Here is a 14,400-nt window from a genome sequence, read left to right as displayed (position 1 = left end):
CGACGCCTTCAACGGCATCGTCTCCCCCGCCGCCAGCACCGTCAGCGCCGCGACCATCGCCGCGATCCGGCTGGATCAGTAAAGGCAGGCGGAGCCAATCTGCGCGTTCGATGCCGACGGGGCACGGCGCGCAGGTGCCGTCCCGGTGTCGACATCAAGGCTGGACATCCGGCGGCGTCCCAATTCGGATGCGAGGGGTTTCGCACAGCCGTCTGGTGGCCGACGGTCAACCGGAGGCGAGGCGGATCAACTGCCGTCGTCGAATCGGTCGACGAAGCCGCGGTCGATGCGATCCTTCAGCCAGAAGGCGAGGCGCGAGCGGATCGCCAGACCGTTGCGCAGGGCGATGGCCTTGCCGCGCGAATCGGCGAGCAGCATCAGATAGTGCCTCTGCGCCCGATAAGGCCTGAGCGCGCGGCCCTGCGCGGCGCGGCGGAGGTTCTCCGCCAGGACCGGCCCCTGGCGCACGGCAAAGACGCCGGCCTTCGGTCGCTCCTGGCCGAGGAGGGTGACGCAGTCCCCGGCGGCGAACAGCCTGTCGTCGTCCTCGGCCTGCAGCGTCGGGCGCACCTTCAGGAAGCCGCTCCCGTCGACGGCGAGACCGGACCGGCCCAGCATCTCCGGTGCGGCGGCCCGGGTCGTCACGATCGCTGCCTGCGCGCCGAGCGACCTTCCGTCGTCGAGAATCACCGCATCGGGATCGATCCGCACCGCCCGGGTACCTTCGACGAGATCGACCCCGGCCTCGGCGAGGGACCGGCGCGCCAGGCGTCGACCGCGCTCCGGCACGCCCCCGAGAAGTCTGCGGCCGGCAGCCAGGGTGACGCGGATGCCACCCGGGCTGACGGGCATCCTGTCGGCGCGTCGACGCAGGGCATGGGCGAGTTCGAACCCGGCCGGTCCCCCGCCGACGACGACGAGGTCGCGGACACGTCCGTCACCGAGGTCGGCGAGGAGCCCGTCGAGCTTGCGGCGAAAGGTGGAGATCGGCTTGACGATCAGGGCGTTCTCCGCGGCGCCCGGGATCGACGCCACATCCGGCACGATGCCGATGTCGAGGGAGAGGAGATCGTAGGGAACCGGCGCGTCACCCTCGATGACGACATGGCGCGCAGCCCGGTCGATCGCCGTCGCCGAGGCGTGGATGAAGCGCGCGCCAGCCCGCTCAGCCATGCGCTTCAGGTCGACCTCGCCGGAATCGATCGCGTACTGCCCGGAGACGCGCCCGGGCAGCATGCCCGAATAGGGCGCGAAGGCCTCCCGGGTGATCAGCGTCAGCCGGGCGCCGGTGAGCGGCGCGTTTGCGAAGGCTTCGAGGACGAAGAGATGGGCGTGGCCGCCGCCGATGAGGACGATGTCGGGCATGGCGTCAGCTTGTCGCCGATACCGGTATCGGCGGCAAGGGCGTCGATACCGCGCCACCTGCGGCCGTTGGTCCGCGCCGCTTCAGCCGAAGACGCCGCAGATCACGGCGCCGCAGAGGAGGACGGCCCCGGCGAGCTGGATGAGCTCGACGACGGGTGCCCGCCGGCGGTAGCGTCGCCGCTCGCCGCCGATCGGGCGGAAGCCGTCGCCATCGCCGACCTGGCCAAGGGCCTCGTCGACGCAGCAGGCGGTCATATGCCGCCCCCGTCGTCGACGACCGTCGGGTCGACGCTCGCCGATTCCGGCAGCCGGTCGGCGCCGAAGGCGACGGCGAGGAACGGCCGCAGCACGAAGTCGAGGATCGCCAGCACCGGCACCCAAGCGAGCGGCATCTGGAAGATCAGCGCCAGGAAGCCCACCAGCACCGAGCCGGCGATCCGCGCGCGGATCTTCGCCGCGCGGTGCTTCTCATCGCCGCGCGCGGCCTCGCCGAGCCAGAGGTCGGCCAGGCGGGCGAGGCCCGTCCGCGTCTCGGCGGGAGCGACCTTGCGCGGGCTCTCCGCTTCGCCGACGCTGCGCACGACGCCGAGCGCCACCGTCTCGTTGCTGACCGGATCGATCAGGATGAAGGCGCCGAGATCGCGGTTCTCGCCATAGGGCAGCGCGACCACCGGCCGCTCCGCCGTCAGCGTCACCCGGCCGATCTCGTTCATCGAGAGCGCGTCGGCGGGCTTCGCCTCGTAGGAATGGATGTCGATCGCGGCATCGAGGGTGGTCAGCGTCGCCGGCGTCTGGGCGCTGGCGATCTTCAGGATCAGCCGGCCGCCCTGGATCAGCGGCCGGTTGGCCATCCAGAGGAGATCGCCCGAAAAGCTCCGCGACACGCCGGCCGCGACCGCCTCGGACACCAGCACGTCGCCGCGCGAGACGTCGATCTCGTCGGTGAGGGTGATCGTCACCGCCTCGCCGGCCTCGGCGCTGTCCACTTCGCCGTCCGGACCATGGACGCCCTTGACCCGGCTTCTGCCGCCCGACGGAAGCGCGACGACGGCGTCGCCCTTCGTCACCTTGCCGCCGACGATCGAGCCGGAAAAGCCGCGGAAGTCGAGATTGGGGCGGTTGACCCACTGGACCGGCAGGCGGAACGGCTCGGCGCCGGCGTCGAAGGTCTCCGGCTCGACGGTCTCGAGGCGCTCGAGCAGCGTCTCGCCCCGGTACCAGGGCGTCTTCGGCGAGCGCGTGACGATGTTGTCGCCGGCCTTCGCCGAGACCGGGATGAAGGTCACGTCGGTGAAGCCCAGCGCCGGAAGGATCGCCTCGTAGCCGCGCCGGATCTCCTCGAAGCGCTCTTGGCTATAGTCGACGAGGTCCATCTTGTTGATGGCCACGATCACGGACTTGATGCCGACCAGCGAGGTGATGAAGGAGTGCCGCCGGGTCTGGGGCAAAATGCCTTTCCGCGCGTCGACGAGGATCACCGCCAGTTCGGCCTGGGAGGCGCCGGTGGCCATGTTGCGGGTGTACTGCTCGTGGCCCGGCGTGTCGGCGATGATGAAGGCGCGGCCCGCGGTCGAGAAGTAGCGATAGGCGACGTCGATGGTGATGCCCTGCTCGCGCTCGGCCGACAGCCCGTCGACGAGGAGCGCGAAGTCGAGATCCTCGCCGGTGGTGCCGAATTTCTTCGAATCGCGCTTCAGCGCGTCCATCTGGTCGTCGAAGACCGAATTGGTCTCGAAGAGCAGACGGCCGATCAGCGTCGACTTGCCGTCGTCGACGGAGCCGCAGGTGATGAAGCGCAGGAGCGAGGCGGCGGGGGAGACGAGGGGCTGCATGCCGGCCTGGGGATCGACCACCGCGGCGTCATCTGCGACGCCATCCGGCGCCGGCCCGGCGAAGGTCTCGTCTTCGAGGGCGGCGGGGGCCGAGCGTTGGGCGAGGTCGGCCTCGTCGGGAAGGCGGCGGGCCTGTGTCGGGCTGGTCATCAGAAATAGCCTTCCTGCTTCTTCTCTTCCATCGAGGCGCCGGAGTCCTGGTCGATGACCCGGCCCTGGCGCTCCGAAACGCGCGAGCCGCGCATTTCAGCGATGACGTCGTCGAGGTTCGCCGCGGTGGATTCCACCGCTCCCGTCAGCGGGTAGCAGCCGAGGGTGCGGAAGCGCACCATCATCGTCTCGACACTCTCGCCGGGCTTCAGCTCCATGCGCTCGTCGTCCTTCATGATCAGCGCGCCGTCGCGCTTCACGATCGGGCGCGGCGCGGCGAAATACAGCGGCACGACGGGGATGGCCTCGATGGCGATGTAGTCCCAGACGTCCTGCTCGGTCCAGTTGGACAGCGGGAAGACGCGAAAGCTCTCGCCCTTCTTCTTGCGGGTGTTGAACAGCCGCCAAGGCTCCGGCCGCTGGTTCTTGGCATCCCAGCGATGTTCCGGGGTGCGCAGCGAGAAGACCCGCTCCTTGGCGCGGCTCTTCTCCTCGTCGCGCCTTGCGCCGCCGAAGGCCATGTCGAACTTGTACTTGTCGAGCGCCTGCTTCAGCGCCTCGGTCTTCATCACGTCGGTGTGGACGCGCGATCCTGACGCGAACGGGTTGATCCCGGCCCTTACGCCCTCCTGGTTGGTATGGACGATCAGGTCGACCCCGAGATCCTTCGCCCGCTGGTCGCGAAACGCGATCATCTCCCGGAACTTCCAGGTGGTGTCGACATGCAGGAGCGGAAACGGCGGCTTGCCCGGCTTGAAGGCCTTCATGGCGAGATGCAGCATCACCGCCGAATCCTTGCCGATGGAATAGAGCATCACCGGGTTCTCGGCGCTCGCCGCCGCCTCGCGGATGATGAAGATCGACTCGGCTTCGAGCCTTCGCAGATGGGTCATGTGCTTCATGGTCGAAGCCTTCTCGTTTCGGGCGGCGGCAGGGGGGCCGCAGAGGGGAGTGTCGTCTGTCAGTCAGGGTTTCGAGGGCGGCTCGTTCCGGGTCGTGAAATGCGTCGGCGGAGTGAAAGCTCCCTCATCCTGAGGTGCGAGCCCGGCAAGGCCGGGGGAGCCTCGAAGGGCGAGGGAGCTTTCGCGGGCAGGACTTGGCTGCCTTGAGTGGCATTACGTTGGACCGGTTGGTGCCGAGCGCCCCTCGCCCTTCGAGGCTCGCTGCGCTCGCACCTCAGGATGAGGGGCTACTGGGATGCCGCGCCGAGACTGCTTCCGCTCGAAGAACTCAGATCAGCACTGTGCAGGTTCCGCTCGTCGTTCGGCCCGCTTTCTGCCCTTCCGGAACTTCCGGCCTCGGACTTTCGAACGAGCCGCTAGCCAGCACTGTCGCCCCCTCATCCTGAGGTGCCGCCGCAGGCGGCCTCGAAGGGTGAGGTGCGAGCGGAGCGAGCCTCGAAGGACGAGGGCGGCCTCGCCCTCAGATCCCCGCGCCTTCCGCCACCGTCGTGCGATCCGGCACATGCAGGCCGCATTCGCGCTTGGTGTCGTCTTCCCACCACCAGCGGCCGGCGCGCTCCGGCTCGCCGGGCTGGATGGCGCGGGTGCAGGGGGCGCAGCCGATGGAGAGGAAGCCCTTGGCATGCAGCGCGTTGATCGGCACGCCGTGGTCGTCGTTGAAATGGGCGATCTTCTCGCGCGACAGATCGAGCAGCGGATTGACCTTGATCAGCTTCTTCTGCGTCTCGTAGCTGGCGAAGGCCATGCCGAGGCGGTTCTGCGACTGGTCGCCGCGAAGTCCCGTCACCCAGGCGCTCGCACCTTCCAGCGCCCGCCCGAGCGGCTCGATCTTGCGGATGCCGCAGCAGTTCAGCCGGAACTCCTTGGCATAGTAGAAGCCGTCGATGCCCTGTTCCTCGATGAGGTTCTCCAGCGCTTCCGATTTCGGATATTTGGCATGGATGCGCTTGCCGTACTTCTCCTCGGTCGCCTGCCAGAGATGATAGGTCTCGGGAAACAGCCGGCCGGTGTCGAGGGTGACGACCTCGATCTTGATGTTGTTCTTGAAGATCAAATGAGTGAGCATCTGGTCTTCGAGGCCGAGGCTGGTGGTGAAGACGATGCGGCCCTTCACCTTGTCCCGCAGGCTCTGCAGGCGCTCGAGCGGCGAGAGGGCAGCAAATTCCGCATTCAGCGTCTCGGCGAGGAGATTGGGTTCCTGGATCATGGTCATGCCCCTTTGCGTGCGGCGAGGCGTTTTTGAAGGATGCTCGGGCCGCGCCCGTATCCGGTCTGATAATGCTCGGTCATGGTGTCCTTGGCGGCCAGCCACTGCTGCACCGGCTGGCGGTTCGCCATGGTCTCCGGCAGTTCCACCTCGGTGAAGCCGCAGGCGAGCGCATCGGCGAACTCGTCGGCGATCAGCGGGCCCGAGGCGCGCAGCGTCCCCGAAAAACCCTCGCGGACGATCTTCTTCGCCAAAGAGAAGCCGCGGCCGTCGGCAAAGGCCGGGAACTCGATGGCGACGAGCGAGGCGTTGCCGAGTTGCGGCTTCACGTCCTCGATCGGCGTCGACCCGGGGAGGGAGACGCCGAATTCCGCGCCCGGCCGGGCTTTCTCGAAGTCTCCCGCGATCGCCAGCGGGATCAGCACGGGCCCGTCCACGGCCAGCGCCGCATCGATCGTGTCGGCGCGGGTGAAGCGATCCGCGACCGCTCCGTCTTCTCTGATCAGCGTCATTATTCCGCCGCCTCGCTCTCGACCGCCCGGCTTTCGATAAAGGCCGTGAAGCCGGTCTTGAAGGGCTCCGGCCCGGTGCGCCGCACCGTCTCGATGAAGCTCTCGCCGCCCTGCTTCTCGGCCAGATAGGTCTCGACGATCGCCTCGATCGCCGCCGGCACGTCCTCGGCGTCGATGCCGGGGCCGAGCCGCTCGCCGAGGGCCGCATGCTCCGTCGCGTCGCCGCCGACGGTGATCTGGTAGTTTTCGCGGCCGCCCTTTTCGAGGCCGAGAATGCCGATCGCGCCGACATGATGATGGCCGCAGGCATTGATGCAGCCGGAGATCTTGATCGGCAGCTCGCCGATCGCCTTCTGGCGCTCCTGGTCGGCGAAGGTCTTGGCGATCGCCTGGGCGATCGGGATCGACTTTGCCGTCGCCAGCGCGCAGTAGTCGAGGCCCGGGCAGGCGATGATGTCGGTGATCAGCCCGGCATTGGCCGAGGCGAGACCCGCCGCCTTCAAGGCCGCATGGACGGCCGGGAGATCATCCTTCTTCACATGCGGCAGAACGAGGTTCTGCGAATGGGTGACGCGGAACTCGTCGAAGGAATAGCGCTCGGCGATATCGGCAAAGGCCCGCATCTGCTCGGCGCTCATGTCGCCGGGCACCGCGCCGATCTCCTTCAGCGCGATGGTCAAGGCGATGTAGCCCGGCTGCTTGTGCTCGAAGGAATTCTGCTCGACGAAGCGGTCGAGCTCGGGGTCGATCGCCCGCGCCTGTTCCAGCACCTGCGACGTCTCGGGCAGGCTCTCATAGGTCGGCGGCGCGAAATAGGCGGCGATCCGCTCGACCTCTTCCTCGGGCGCGTTGATCGTCGGGCCGTCGAGCCTGGCGTATTCCTCTTCGACCCGCGCGCGGAATTCCTCCTCGCCGGTCTCGTGGACGAGGATCTTCACCCGTGCCTTGAACTTGTTGTCGCGCCGGCCTTCCGAATTGTAGACCCGCATCACCGCCTCGAGATAGGCGAGGAGCTCGTCCTTCGGCAGGAAGTCGCGCACGACCTTGCCGATCATCGGGGTGCGGCCGAGACCGCCGCCGACGATGACCTCGTAGCCGACGTCGCCGGCGGCGTTGCGCTTCAGCTTCAGGCCGATGTCGTGGACCTTGATCGCCGCGCGGTCGTGCTCGGCGCCGGTGACGGCGATCTTGAACTTCCTCGGCAGCCAGACGAATTCCGGGTGGAGGCTCGACCACTGGCGGATCAGCTCGGCCGTCGGGCGCGGGTCCTCGACCTCGTCCTTGGCGACGCCGGCGAACTGGTCGGAGGTGACGTTGCGGATGCAGTTGCCGCTCGTCTGGATGCAATGCATCTCGACATCGGCAAGGAGCTCGAGGATGGTCGGCACGTCCTTCAGCTTCGGCCAGTTGAACTGCAGGTTCTGGCGCGTGGTGAAGTGGCCGTAGCCCTTGTCGTAGGTCTCGGCGATATGGGCGAGCATGCGCAGCTGCCGCGAATTCAGCGTGCCATAGGGCACGGCGATGCGCAGCATGTAGGCGTGGAGCTGGAGATAGAGGCCGTTCTTCAGCCGCAGCGGCTTGAACTCGTCCTCCGACAGCGACCCGTCGAGCCGCCGCTCCACCTGGCCGCGGAACTGGGCGACGCGTTCGCGCACGAAGCGCTCGTCGAATTCGTCGTAGCGGTACATTCAAGCGTCCTTTGTCGTCTGTCTCGCCGCGCGGGCCGGCGCCTCAAGGTGGCGCGTTGTCGGATGTCAGCGAAGCGGCGGAAACTCGGCCTGCTTGCCCATGTCGGGATGGATCGACGGGCCCTTCTGGCGCATCACGTCGCGGAAGTGCTTGGCGACCGGCAGGCCGCTGTCGGTCAGGTCGACGGGAACGAGATAGGGATCGATCACCAGATTGGCGGCTGCGGCCGCCTTGCCCTCGGCTTCCATCGCGGCGGCCGTCTCGGCGTCATGGGCGATCTTGGCCGCCGACGGATCGCGGGTCCAGCCCGCATCGGCCTTGAAGACGGTGTCGCCCTCCAGAAGGTGGCTCGCCATCAGGATCGCCGGCAGCTTCTCGCCGCGCACCTTCGATCCTGCCCGGTGATCCTTCGCCATGCTTGCCTCTCCGTCGCCGCGATGCCGGCCGGCCAACGCATCCGTCTTCGGATTGGACGCATCGGCCAGTCTGGTCCCATTCTAGATAGGCCGGATCGGCGCAAGGATCACCGCAGGCGATTGCCTTATGGGGAAAGGGAGGGAAACAGATTTCCGACGCGGGGCGTCTGGGGAGAAGATTCGTGCAAGGAGGGCGATGGCGCCCCTGGTCGAGCGCCGCCTCCGGGGCAGCACCAGCAAAACCGCGCGGAACGCGCACTGTCGTGTCGGCGGCTTCGTCAGCCCTGCCACCGTCGCCGCATCGGGAAGGGGCACAGTTGCGACCGGGTTCGTTGCCTCAGATGGCGCGTTGCGCGCGGCTGCGGGCAGCACGGCGTCGACCGGGCCTCGCCGAGTGCAGGCAGGTCATGCCTGGCACGTGCCGTGGACGGCTCTCGCCTTCGCCGAGGGTTTCGAATCTCTGGGGCACGTCCGGCCGGATCCAACCGAACGCCTTGTCGCAAGCACCCGGAAGCCTTGTTTGTCAGGTGCGTCCGCGCTTGACCTTCTTCTTCGGCGCGGCCCGGGTCGGAGCGGCCGGCGCGTCCGGCTCCTCTGCCTCGCGAGCCAGGCGCATGGCCTTCAGCTTGGCGGACTTCTCGCGGGTCGCGTCGGCATCCTGCCGGATCAGCGTCATCGCCGAGCCTTTTTCATGGCGATCGGCGGGCGCACCGAAGACGCGTTCGGCGCGTGCCAGAACTTTTTCGTTCATCTTTGTCTCACTCGTGGTCGGGCGGCCAAAGCCACCTGCGTCCGTATGAAGGGCCGGGACGCGTCGGGCCCCTGGAATCGCCGGATCCGTCTCATCCGAAATCTGCGGCGAAGGACTGCTTCTTTGCAAGGCGACATAGGGCGTCACGGTCTCCCGGACAGCCGCACTGCCGGTCACGCGACCGCTGTCTGCGCACCGGTCGGACGCGGAGGGCCAATGGCCCGCGTGCCGGATCTTCCGGCGAGGCGGCCGTGGCCGGACCTCCAAAAACAAAAAAGGCCGGGCGAACCCGACCTTCCTCTTCTGCTCATCCGCGCTGCCAGTACATCCGTGGTCAGCGGTTCGGAGCAAATGGCTCAGACGGCCTGCAGATTGTCGGCCGACGAACGGCCGGTGCGGCGGTCGGTGACCACCTCGAACTGCAGCTTCTGGCCCTCGACGATGGTGCCGAGGCCAGCCCGCTCTACGGCCGTGGCGTGGACGAAAACGTCCGTTGCGCCGCCTTCCGGAGCGATGAAGCCGAAACCCTTCTGGGTGTTGAAAAACTTGACGGTACCAACTGGCATGACGATCTCCTTCGTATCGACATATTGATGAGGATCGGGCCGAGTGCCCAGTCCTTCGCTTTCGATATTGAAGAGAAGATCAGCCGGTGCGCCTCTGTCCGATACGGGTGTTGCGAAACACCTGATGCCGAAGCGGCTGGCGCGGAACCGAAATTTTACAAGCAAGATCGATAGGCTGAATATGCATCCGGTTTGTGGCCAGCGCAAGGCGAGGCCATCTTTTATTTTTCTGCGAGCTGTCCCCGGCGGATCTTCGCGGCAAGTCCTGGCGGGGCCCATCCGGTCTGCGCCGGGATGATTTCGGGCCGCGGCCCGCTCGTTCCCCGAGACCTTCCCGACGGGCCTGAATTTCAGTGAGCTTTTCGGCGGGCGGGTGGTTGTCGGCGGACGAGCGCCCGACTAGCTTCCACCGGACACGTTTCAATCCTCGGGAGGTCACGGGTGTGGGCCAAGGCAGCACGACTGCTTCTACTGGCGGCTGGAGCGGCGCTCGCATTCGCGCCCGGCCGCAGGCGCTCCGCAGGTGGTGACGCCGCCCGGGCCCCGGGCTCCAGCCCGTCGACGCGCCGCGCCGGCGGGCGTGCCGCTGGCGAGGGGAGCGACGCTGCGGCTGCCGCCATGCGCCATGTCCGCCGAGATTCCGCCGGAAGTGGTCCCGTCGACCGGGCCGCTCCTGCAGCAACCCCGACACCGACAAACGACGGGCCAACGACCATGAGCGCAAACGATCCCAAGGCGACTGCCGACGGTCTCGAGACGGACCACCCGGTCGCGGCCTCCCTCGAATGCAGCGAGCGGCTGAAGGGGCGCAGGGAGGCGCTGCCCGGCAAGACGATCGCGGATCCGCTGGCCGACAAGCACAAGGCGGCGGCCTTCGACCGCGACTTCCGGACGCTCGACTATTCCCATCTCACGGAAGACGAGGCGGCCCGCGAACGCGAGCGTCAGAGGCTGCGGCGCGATCAATCGTCCTGGCATCCGACCCCGTCGGGCGCCCGCCGGGCAGCGCCGGAGCCGGTCCAGCATGCCCAGTTCGCCGCCTTCGGCGGGAGCATGGTGTCGGCCGAGGTCGTGCGCGGGCGTAGCAGCGAGCGGGTGCCGGACATGATGCCGACGCTGGCGCCGGGCGCGCCGCCGGCAAAGCCGGAGAAGCCGCGGACCGTCCATGCCGAACGGCGGGCGAAGATGGCCTTCTCCCATCCCGATGGCCCGACGCCGGCCAAGGAGGAGAGGCGGCTGCCGCCCGACCCTCTGGCGGAAAAGCACAAGGCCGAGAAGTTCGACAAGGACTTCCGCACGCTCGACTATCGCCGCCTCGGCAAGAAGGCCGCGGCGCCTTCGCGCATGCCGGGGATCGAGCCCGACGGCATCCTCGACAAGGAGAGCCTCGTGGACGACCGCCCGGCAGCGGGCGCCTCGCAATCCGGAGAGACGCAGCCCGCCGCCTTCCGCACCACCGGCGCCCAGGCGCCGCTGCAGACCATCGCCGAGGACGGGGGAGCGGCGGGTGCTAGCCCGGCCGACAAGGGGCCGCCCGTCGCGGCCAGCGCGCCCCAGGGACTGCCCGCGCCCCGCCACGGCAATCCCGACGACCTGACTCGCATCGAAGGGGTCGGAACCGCGATCGAACGGCTGCTCTTCGACCGGGGGATCTATCACTTCGATCAGATCGCCGGGCTGGAACCCCATCAGGTGGTCTGGCTCGAGCAGGAACTCGGCTTTCCGGGGCGCCTCGGCGAAGAGCGCTGGATCGAGCAGGCCCGCCGGCTCATCGAGGGGTGAGCCCGGAAGAGCCGACGGGTGAGCTTATGCGCTTGGCGCCGGTCGAAGACCGGGGCCGACGCCATCAGCTGTCCGGGCAGTGCGCGCCGGTCGCGGCCCATGCCTTGTAGAGTTCGCCGAACTGCTTCTGGGTGCCTGGAACCGGCTCGCGGCCTTTGCCCGGATGCCAGCCCCAGCCGACGAGATCGTCGTCGGCCATGTGATCGACGAGTTCGGCGAGCGTCTTGCCGCCGTTGCGGTCCTCGTCCTTGATCTGCCGGCAGATGTCGCCCAGCGAGCGGCCCTGCCACGCCATCTCGATCGGCGCCAGATGCCAGTTCGGATTGCCCGGGATCGACTGGATGTTCTCGCTCTGGGCGACCACCGGTACGTTGGCCGGGCCGTGGCAGGTGTTGCACATCATGCCCGGCTCGCCGAAATTGGCGTCGCCGCGCCGGACCGGCGGCTGATGCAGATGCATGTCCATGCCCTGCAGCGGCCGGTCGCCGGCCGGATGGCAGTTGACGCAGCGCGGATGCAGGAGAACCTTGCCGGTCTCCTGGAAGATCGCGATCGAGCGTTCCTTCTGATCGGCGATGTCGTCGAAGTCGGCGACGCTCTTCAGGCTCTTCTCGTCGGCCCTGTCGACCGGCGGCAGCGCCGGGGTCGAGGGCGCCGGTGCCTCGGGGGCGCGATCCTGGGCATGGCTCGCCGGGGAAAGCGCGAAGGCCGGAGCGAAAATGAGCGCGGCAAGAAGTCCGGCCCGTATCTTGTTGCGCATCGTGGTCCTGATCTGTTCGTTGTCTTCGCATACTCGCCGCGGCAGGCGGCAGGATCGTGTCGGCGACGTCGAGAGGATCGCGGCGGAAGGGGACGCGAACGTCTCGACCGGTCGTGTGCGGCGAGACGTCTCGCACGAGGCCCCAGCGCCCCCGGGAAATCCTGCCATCGATCCGGGAGCCACTTCACACGCCTCCCGATACGGGTGTTTCGCCATGGCGCCGGCCCGCGAGGCGCGGGCTGCTCGCCGTCAGGCGATGGGGCCGCTGGCCAGGGGCAGCCGCTGGACGGGCTGCCCGGTCAGCTGGCGCCAGGCATTGGCAACGGCCGGGCCGATCGGCGGCACGCCCGGTTCACCGACGCCGGTGGGCGGCTCGGTCGAATCGATGATCGCCACCTCGACCTCGGGCATCTCGTTGATGCGCAGCGAGCGGTAGTCGTCGAAGTTCGACTGCACCACCCCGCCGCCCTCGCCGAGATCGATCGAATCGAACAGGATCGCCCCGAGGCCGTAGCCGATGCCGCCTTCCATCTGGGCGCGGATGACGTTGGGATTGATGGCGACGCCGCAATCGACGGCGCACCAGACCTTGTGGACCTTCGGCACGCCCCCTTCGCCGATCGAGACCTCGGCGATCTCGGCGACATAGGTGTCGAAGCTCTTGTGGACGGCGACGCCGCGCCGACGCCCCTCCGGGACGGGCGAGCCCCAGTCGGCGATCTCGGCGACCCTCTTCAGGACACCCGCATGGCGCGGCGCGTCCTTCAGGAGCGCCAGCCGACCTTCGACGGGATCCTTGCCCGCCCGATCGAGCAGCCGGTCGAGGAAGGTCTCGACGGCGAAGGCGGTGTGGGTGTGGCCGACCGAGCGCCACCACAGCACCGGAACTCCGAGCCTCGGCTGATGCGCCACCACCCGCAGATTCGGGATGGCGTAGGCCATGTCGGCAGTGCCCTCGACGGTGGTGCCGTCGAGCTCGTCCTTGTTCATGATCGACTGGCCGACGATCGTATGATCCCAGCCGGAGACGTTGCCGTCCCGGTCGATCGCTCCCCGGATCGAATGCAGGTAGATCGGCCGGTAGAAGCCGCCGCGGATGTCGTCCTCGCGGGTCCACATGTGCTTGACCGGCCGCTTCATGCCCGAGGCTTTGAAGACGGCTGCCGCCTCGCGCATGTAGGGCGAGCCGAACTGGGCCCGGCGGCCGAAGGAGCCGCCGGCGAGCTGCACGTTGACGCGCACCTTGGCGGGATCGACGCCGCAGATTTCGGCGATCGCCGCCTTGTCCTGGCCGGGAAACTGCGAGCCGTTGTAGCAGTCGATCGAGCCGTCCTCGGCCATCATCAGCACCGCGTCGAGCGGTTCCATCGGCGCGTGGGCGAGGAACGGAAAGACGATCTCCGCATCCATCGAGGTGATGCCCTCGGCGGAGAAGGCGCCTTCGACGTCGCCCTTGTTGCCCGCCTCGAGGGCGCCGGCCTTCATCTCCGCGCGATAGTCTTCGTAGATCCGCTGGCTGGACCGGGTCTCGGCCTTGGAGAGGTCCCACTCGATCTTCAGGGCCGCGCGGGCCTTCAGTGCGGTGTAGGTATCCTCGGCGTAGACGGCGACGCCCTGGGGCACCTGCCTGACGTCGACGACGCCCTTGATCCGGCGCGCCTCGCCGTCGTCGAAGCCCTTCACCGTCGCGCCGAAATGGGCCGAGTGGGCGACCATGGCGATCAGCATGTCGTCGGCGAGGACGTCGAGGGTGAAGACCGCCTTGCCGTTGGTCTTCTCGTCCGTGTCGAGCTTGTGCCGGTCCTTGCCGATCAGCACGAAGTCCTTGGGGTCCTTCAGCTTGACGTCGCCGGGCGGATCCATGGCGGCGGCCTTGTCGGCGAATTCGCCGAAGCCAGCCTCCTTGCCGGATCCTTCGTGCCGGATGCGGCCGGCGGCGACGGTGATCTCGCTCGCCGTAACGCCCCACTCCTGCGCCGCCGCGGCGACCAGCATCGCCCGCGCCGTGGCGCCGGCCTTTCGGAGCTGCTCGTAGGAATTGGCGATGGAGGTCGAGCCACCGGTCCCCTGCAGCCCGAAGGCGAGGTTCTTGTAGACGTCGTCGTCGGCAGGCGCTGCCGCGGCGCGCATCTGCGACCAGTCGGCGTCGAGCTCCTCGGCGACGATGGTCGTCAGCCCGGTATAGGGACCCTGGCCCATTTCGAGATGCTTGGAGAGCACCGTCACCGTTCCGTCGGGCGCGACGCGCACGAAGGCGTTGAGATCGGCATGCGGTCCCTGGGCGTCCTGGGGCGCACCCCGGATCAGCGCGGCGCCGGCCTGGCGACCGACGAGGGTGAGGCCGATGACGAGCCCGGTCCCGGCGAGAAAGGCGCGGCGTGTCGGCCGAATGGTCTGGATGCCCATGG

13 protein-coding genes are annotated in these 14,400 nt (G+C 68.1%); 1 reads left to right on the top strand and 12 read right to left on the bottom strand.

The window, feature by feature from the left end; genetic code table 11:
- Positions 1-246: 246 nt before the first annotated feature.
- From ATO4_RS08615 to ATO4_RS08575, 10 genes are all read right to left on the bottom strand, one after another.
- Positions 247-1,365, bottom strand: coding sequence for an FAD-dependent oxidoreductase (locus tag ATO4_RS08615; RefSeq protein WP_083591033.1), 1,119 nt, complete (start codon positions 1,363-1,365; stop codon positions 247-249).
- 81 nt (positions 1,366-1,446) lie between these two features.
- Complete coding sequence (locus ATO4_RS27675) at positions 1,447-1,620, bottom strand: hypothetical protein (RefSeq protein WP_176222910.1); 174 nt, start codon at positions 1,618-1,620, stop codon at positions 1,447-1,449.
- The gene (gene cysN / locus ATO4_RS08610) at positions 1,617-3,347 is read right to left on the bottom strand and encodes a sulfate adenylyltransferase subunit CysN (RefSeq protein WP_083591032.1); all 1,731 of its coding nucleotides are present in this window, start codon (positions 3,345-3,347) and stop codon (positions 1,617-1,619) included. Before cysN ends, ATO4_RS27675 begins: the two co-directional genes overlap by 4 nt.
- Positions 3,347-4,312 (bottom strand): sulfate adenylyltransferase subunit CysD, encoded by a 966-nt coding sequence (gene cysD / locus ATO4_RS08605; RefSeq protein WP_280940488.1) that lies wholly within the window; start codon positions 4,310-4,312, stop codon positions 3,347-3,349. The genes cysN and cysD overlap by 1 nt, the downstream gene beginning before the upstream one ends.
- 457 nt (positions 4,313-4,769) lie before the next feature.
- Positions 4,770-5,522 (bottom strand): phosphoadenylyl-sulfate reductase, encoded by a 753-nt coding sequence (locus ATO4_RS08600; protein WP_083591030.1) that lies wholly within the window; start codon positions 5,520-5,522, stop codon positions 4,770-4,772.
- Positions 5,519-6,028: a DUF934 domain-containing protein gene (locus ATO4_RS08595; RefSeq protein WP_083591029.1), complete on the bottom strand. Its 510-nt coding sequence runs from the start codon at positions 6,026-6,028 to the stop codon at positions 5,519-5,521. The genes ATO4_RS08600 and ATO4_RS08595 overlap by 4 nt, the downstream gene beginning before the upstream one ends.
- The gene (locus ATO4_RS08590) at positions 6,028-7,716 is read right to left on the bottom strand and encodes a nitrite/sulfite reductase (RefSeq protein ID WP_083591028.1); all 1,689 of its coding nucleotides are present in this window, start codon (positions 7,714-7,716) and stop codon (positions 6,028-6,030) included. Before ATO4_RS08590 ends, ATO4_RS08595 begins: the two co-directional genes overlap by 1 nt.
- A gap of 66 nt (positions 7,717-7,782) precedes the next feature.
- On the bottom strand, positions 7,783-8,133 hold the full coding sequence (locus ATO4_RS08585) for a DUF2849 domain-containing protein (protein ID WP_083591052.1): 351 nt from the start codon (positions 8,131-8,133) through the stop codon (positions 7,783-7,785).
- Between the two features lie 523 nt (positions 8,134-8,656).
- On the bottom strand, positions 8,657-9,031 hold the full coding sequence (locus ATO4_RS26985) for a hypothetical protein (RefSeq protein ID WP_139802324.1): 375 nt from the start codon (positions 9,029-9,031) through the stop codon (positions 8,657-8,659).
- Positions 9,032-9,240: 209 nt separating this feature from the next.
- Positions 9,241-9,450 (bottom strand): cold-shock protein, encoded by a 210-nt coding sequence (locus ATO4_RS08575; RefSeq protein ID WP_083591026.1) that lies wholly within the window; start codon positions 9,448-9,450, stop codon positions 9,241-9,243.
- A 714-nt stretch (positions 9,451-10,164) separates the two neighbouring features.
- On the opposite strand from ATO4_RS08575, the gene ATO4_RS08570 reads away from it, so the two are divergent.
- Entirely contained in the window at positions 10,165-11,232 is a 1,068-nt protein-coding gene (locus ATO4_RS08570; RefSeq protein WP_083591025.1) for a hypothetical protein, read from the top strand.
- A gap of 64 nt (positions 11,233-11,296) precedes the next feature.
- Here the strand turns inward: ATO4_RS08570 and ATO4_RS08565 are convergent, their stop codons facing one another.
- Both ATO4_RS08565 and ATO4_RS08560 read right to left on the bottom strand, forming a co-directional pair.
- Positions 11,297-11,992 (bottom strand): Isoquinoline 1-oxidoreductase subunit, encoded by a 696-nt coding sequence (locus ATO4_RS08565; RefSeq protein WP_083591024.1) that lies wholly within the window; start codon positions 11,990-11,992, stop codon positions 11,297-11,299.
- A 249-nt stretch (positions 11,993-12,241) separates the two neighbouring features.
- Positions 12,242-14,398: a xanthine dehydrogenase family protein molybdopterin-binding subunit gene (locus tag ATO4_RS08560; RefSeq protein ID WP_083591023.1), complete on the bottom strand. Its 2,157-nt coding sequence runs from the start codon at positions 14,396-14,398 to the stop codon at positions 12,242-12,244.
- Positions 14,399-14,400: the final 2 nt, after the last annotated feature.

It is taken from the genome of Aurantimonas sp. 22II-16-19i (assembly GCF_002088275.1).
Classification (GTDB): Bacteria; Pseudomonadota; Alphaproteobacteria; order Rhizobiales; family Rhizobiaceae; genus Jiella.
The sequence above is the reverse complement of the archived record's forward strand: the minus strand, read 5'-3'. Positions and strand labels throughout refer to the sequence as shown.

Bases quoted from the DNA above. Each gene is read 5' to 3' on its own strand.
- ATO4_RS08615 (WP_083591033.1), bottom strand. From the start codon at position 1,365: ATGCCCGACATCGTCCTCATCGGCGGCGGCCACGCCCATCTCTTCGTC.
- ATO4_RS27675 (WP_176222910.1), bottom strand. From the start codon at position 1,620: ATGACCGCCTGCTGCGTCGACGAGGCCCTTGGCCAGGTCGGCGATGGC.
- cysN (WP_083591032.1), bottom strand. From the start codon at position 3,347: ATGACCAGCCCGACACAGGCCCGCCGCCTTCCCGACGAGGCCGACCTC.
- ATO4_RS08600 (WP_083591030.1), bottom strand. From the start codon at position 5,522: ATGACCATGATCCAGGAACCCAATCTCCTCGCCGAGACGCTGAATGCG.
- ATO4_RS08595 (WP_083591029.1), bottom strand. From the start codon at position 6,028: ATGACGCTGATCAGAGAAGACGGAGCGGTCGCGGATCGCTTCACCCGC.
- ATO4_RS08590 (WP_083591028.1), bottom strand. From the start codon at position 7,716: ATGTACCGCTACGACGAATTCGACGAGCGCTTCGTGCGCGAACGCGTC.
- ATO4_RS08585 (WP_083591052.1), bottom strand. From the start codon at position 8,133: ATGGCGAAGGATCACCGGGCAGGATCGAAGGTGCGCGGCGAGAAGCTG.
- ATO4_RS08575 (WP_083591026.1), bottom strand. From the start codon at position 9,450: ATGCCAGTTGGTACCGTCAAGTTTTTCAACACCCAGAAGGGTTTCGGC.
- ATO4_RS08570 (WP_083591025.1), top strand. From the start codon at position 10,165: ATGAGCGCAAACGATCCCAAGGCGACTGCCGACGGTCTCGAGACGGAC.
- ATO4_RS08565 (WP_083591024.1), bottom strand. From the start codon at position 11,992: ATGCGCAACAAGATACGGGCCGGACTTCTTGCCGCGCTCATTTTCGCT.
- ATO4_RS08560 (WP_083591023.1), bottom strand. From the start codon at position 14,398: ATGGGCATCCAGACCATTCGGCCGACACGCCGCGCCTTTCTCGCCGGG.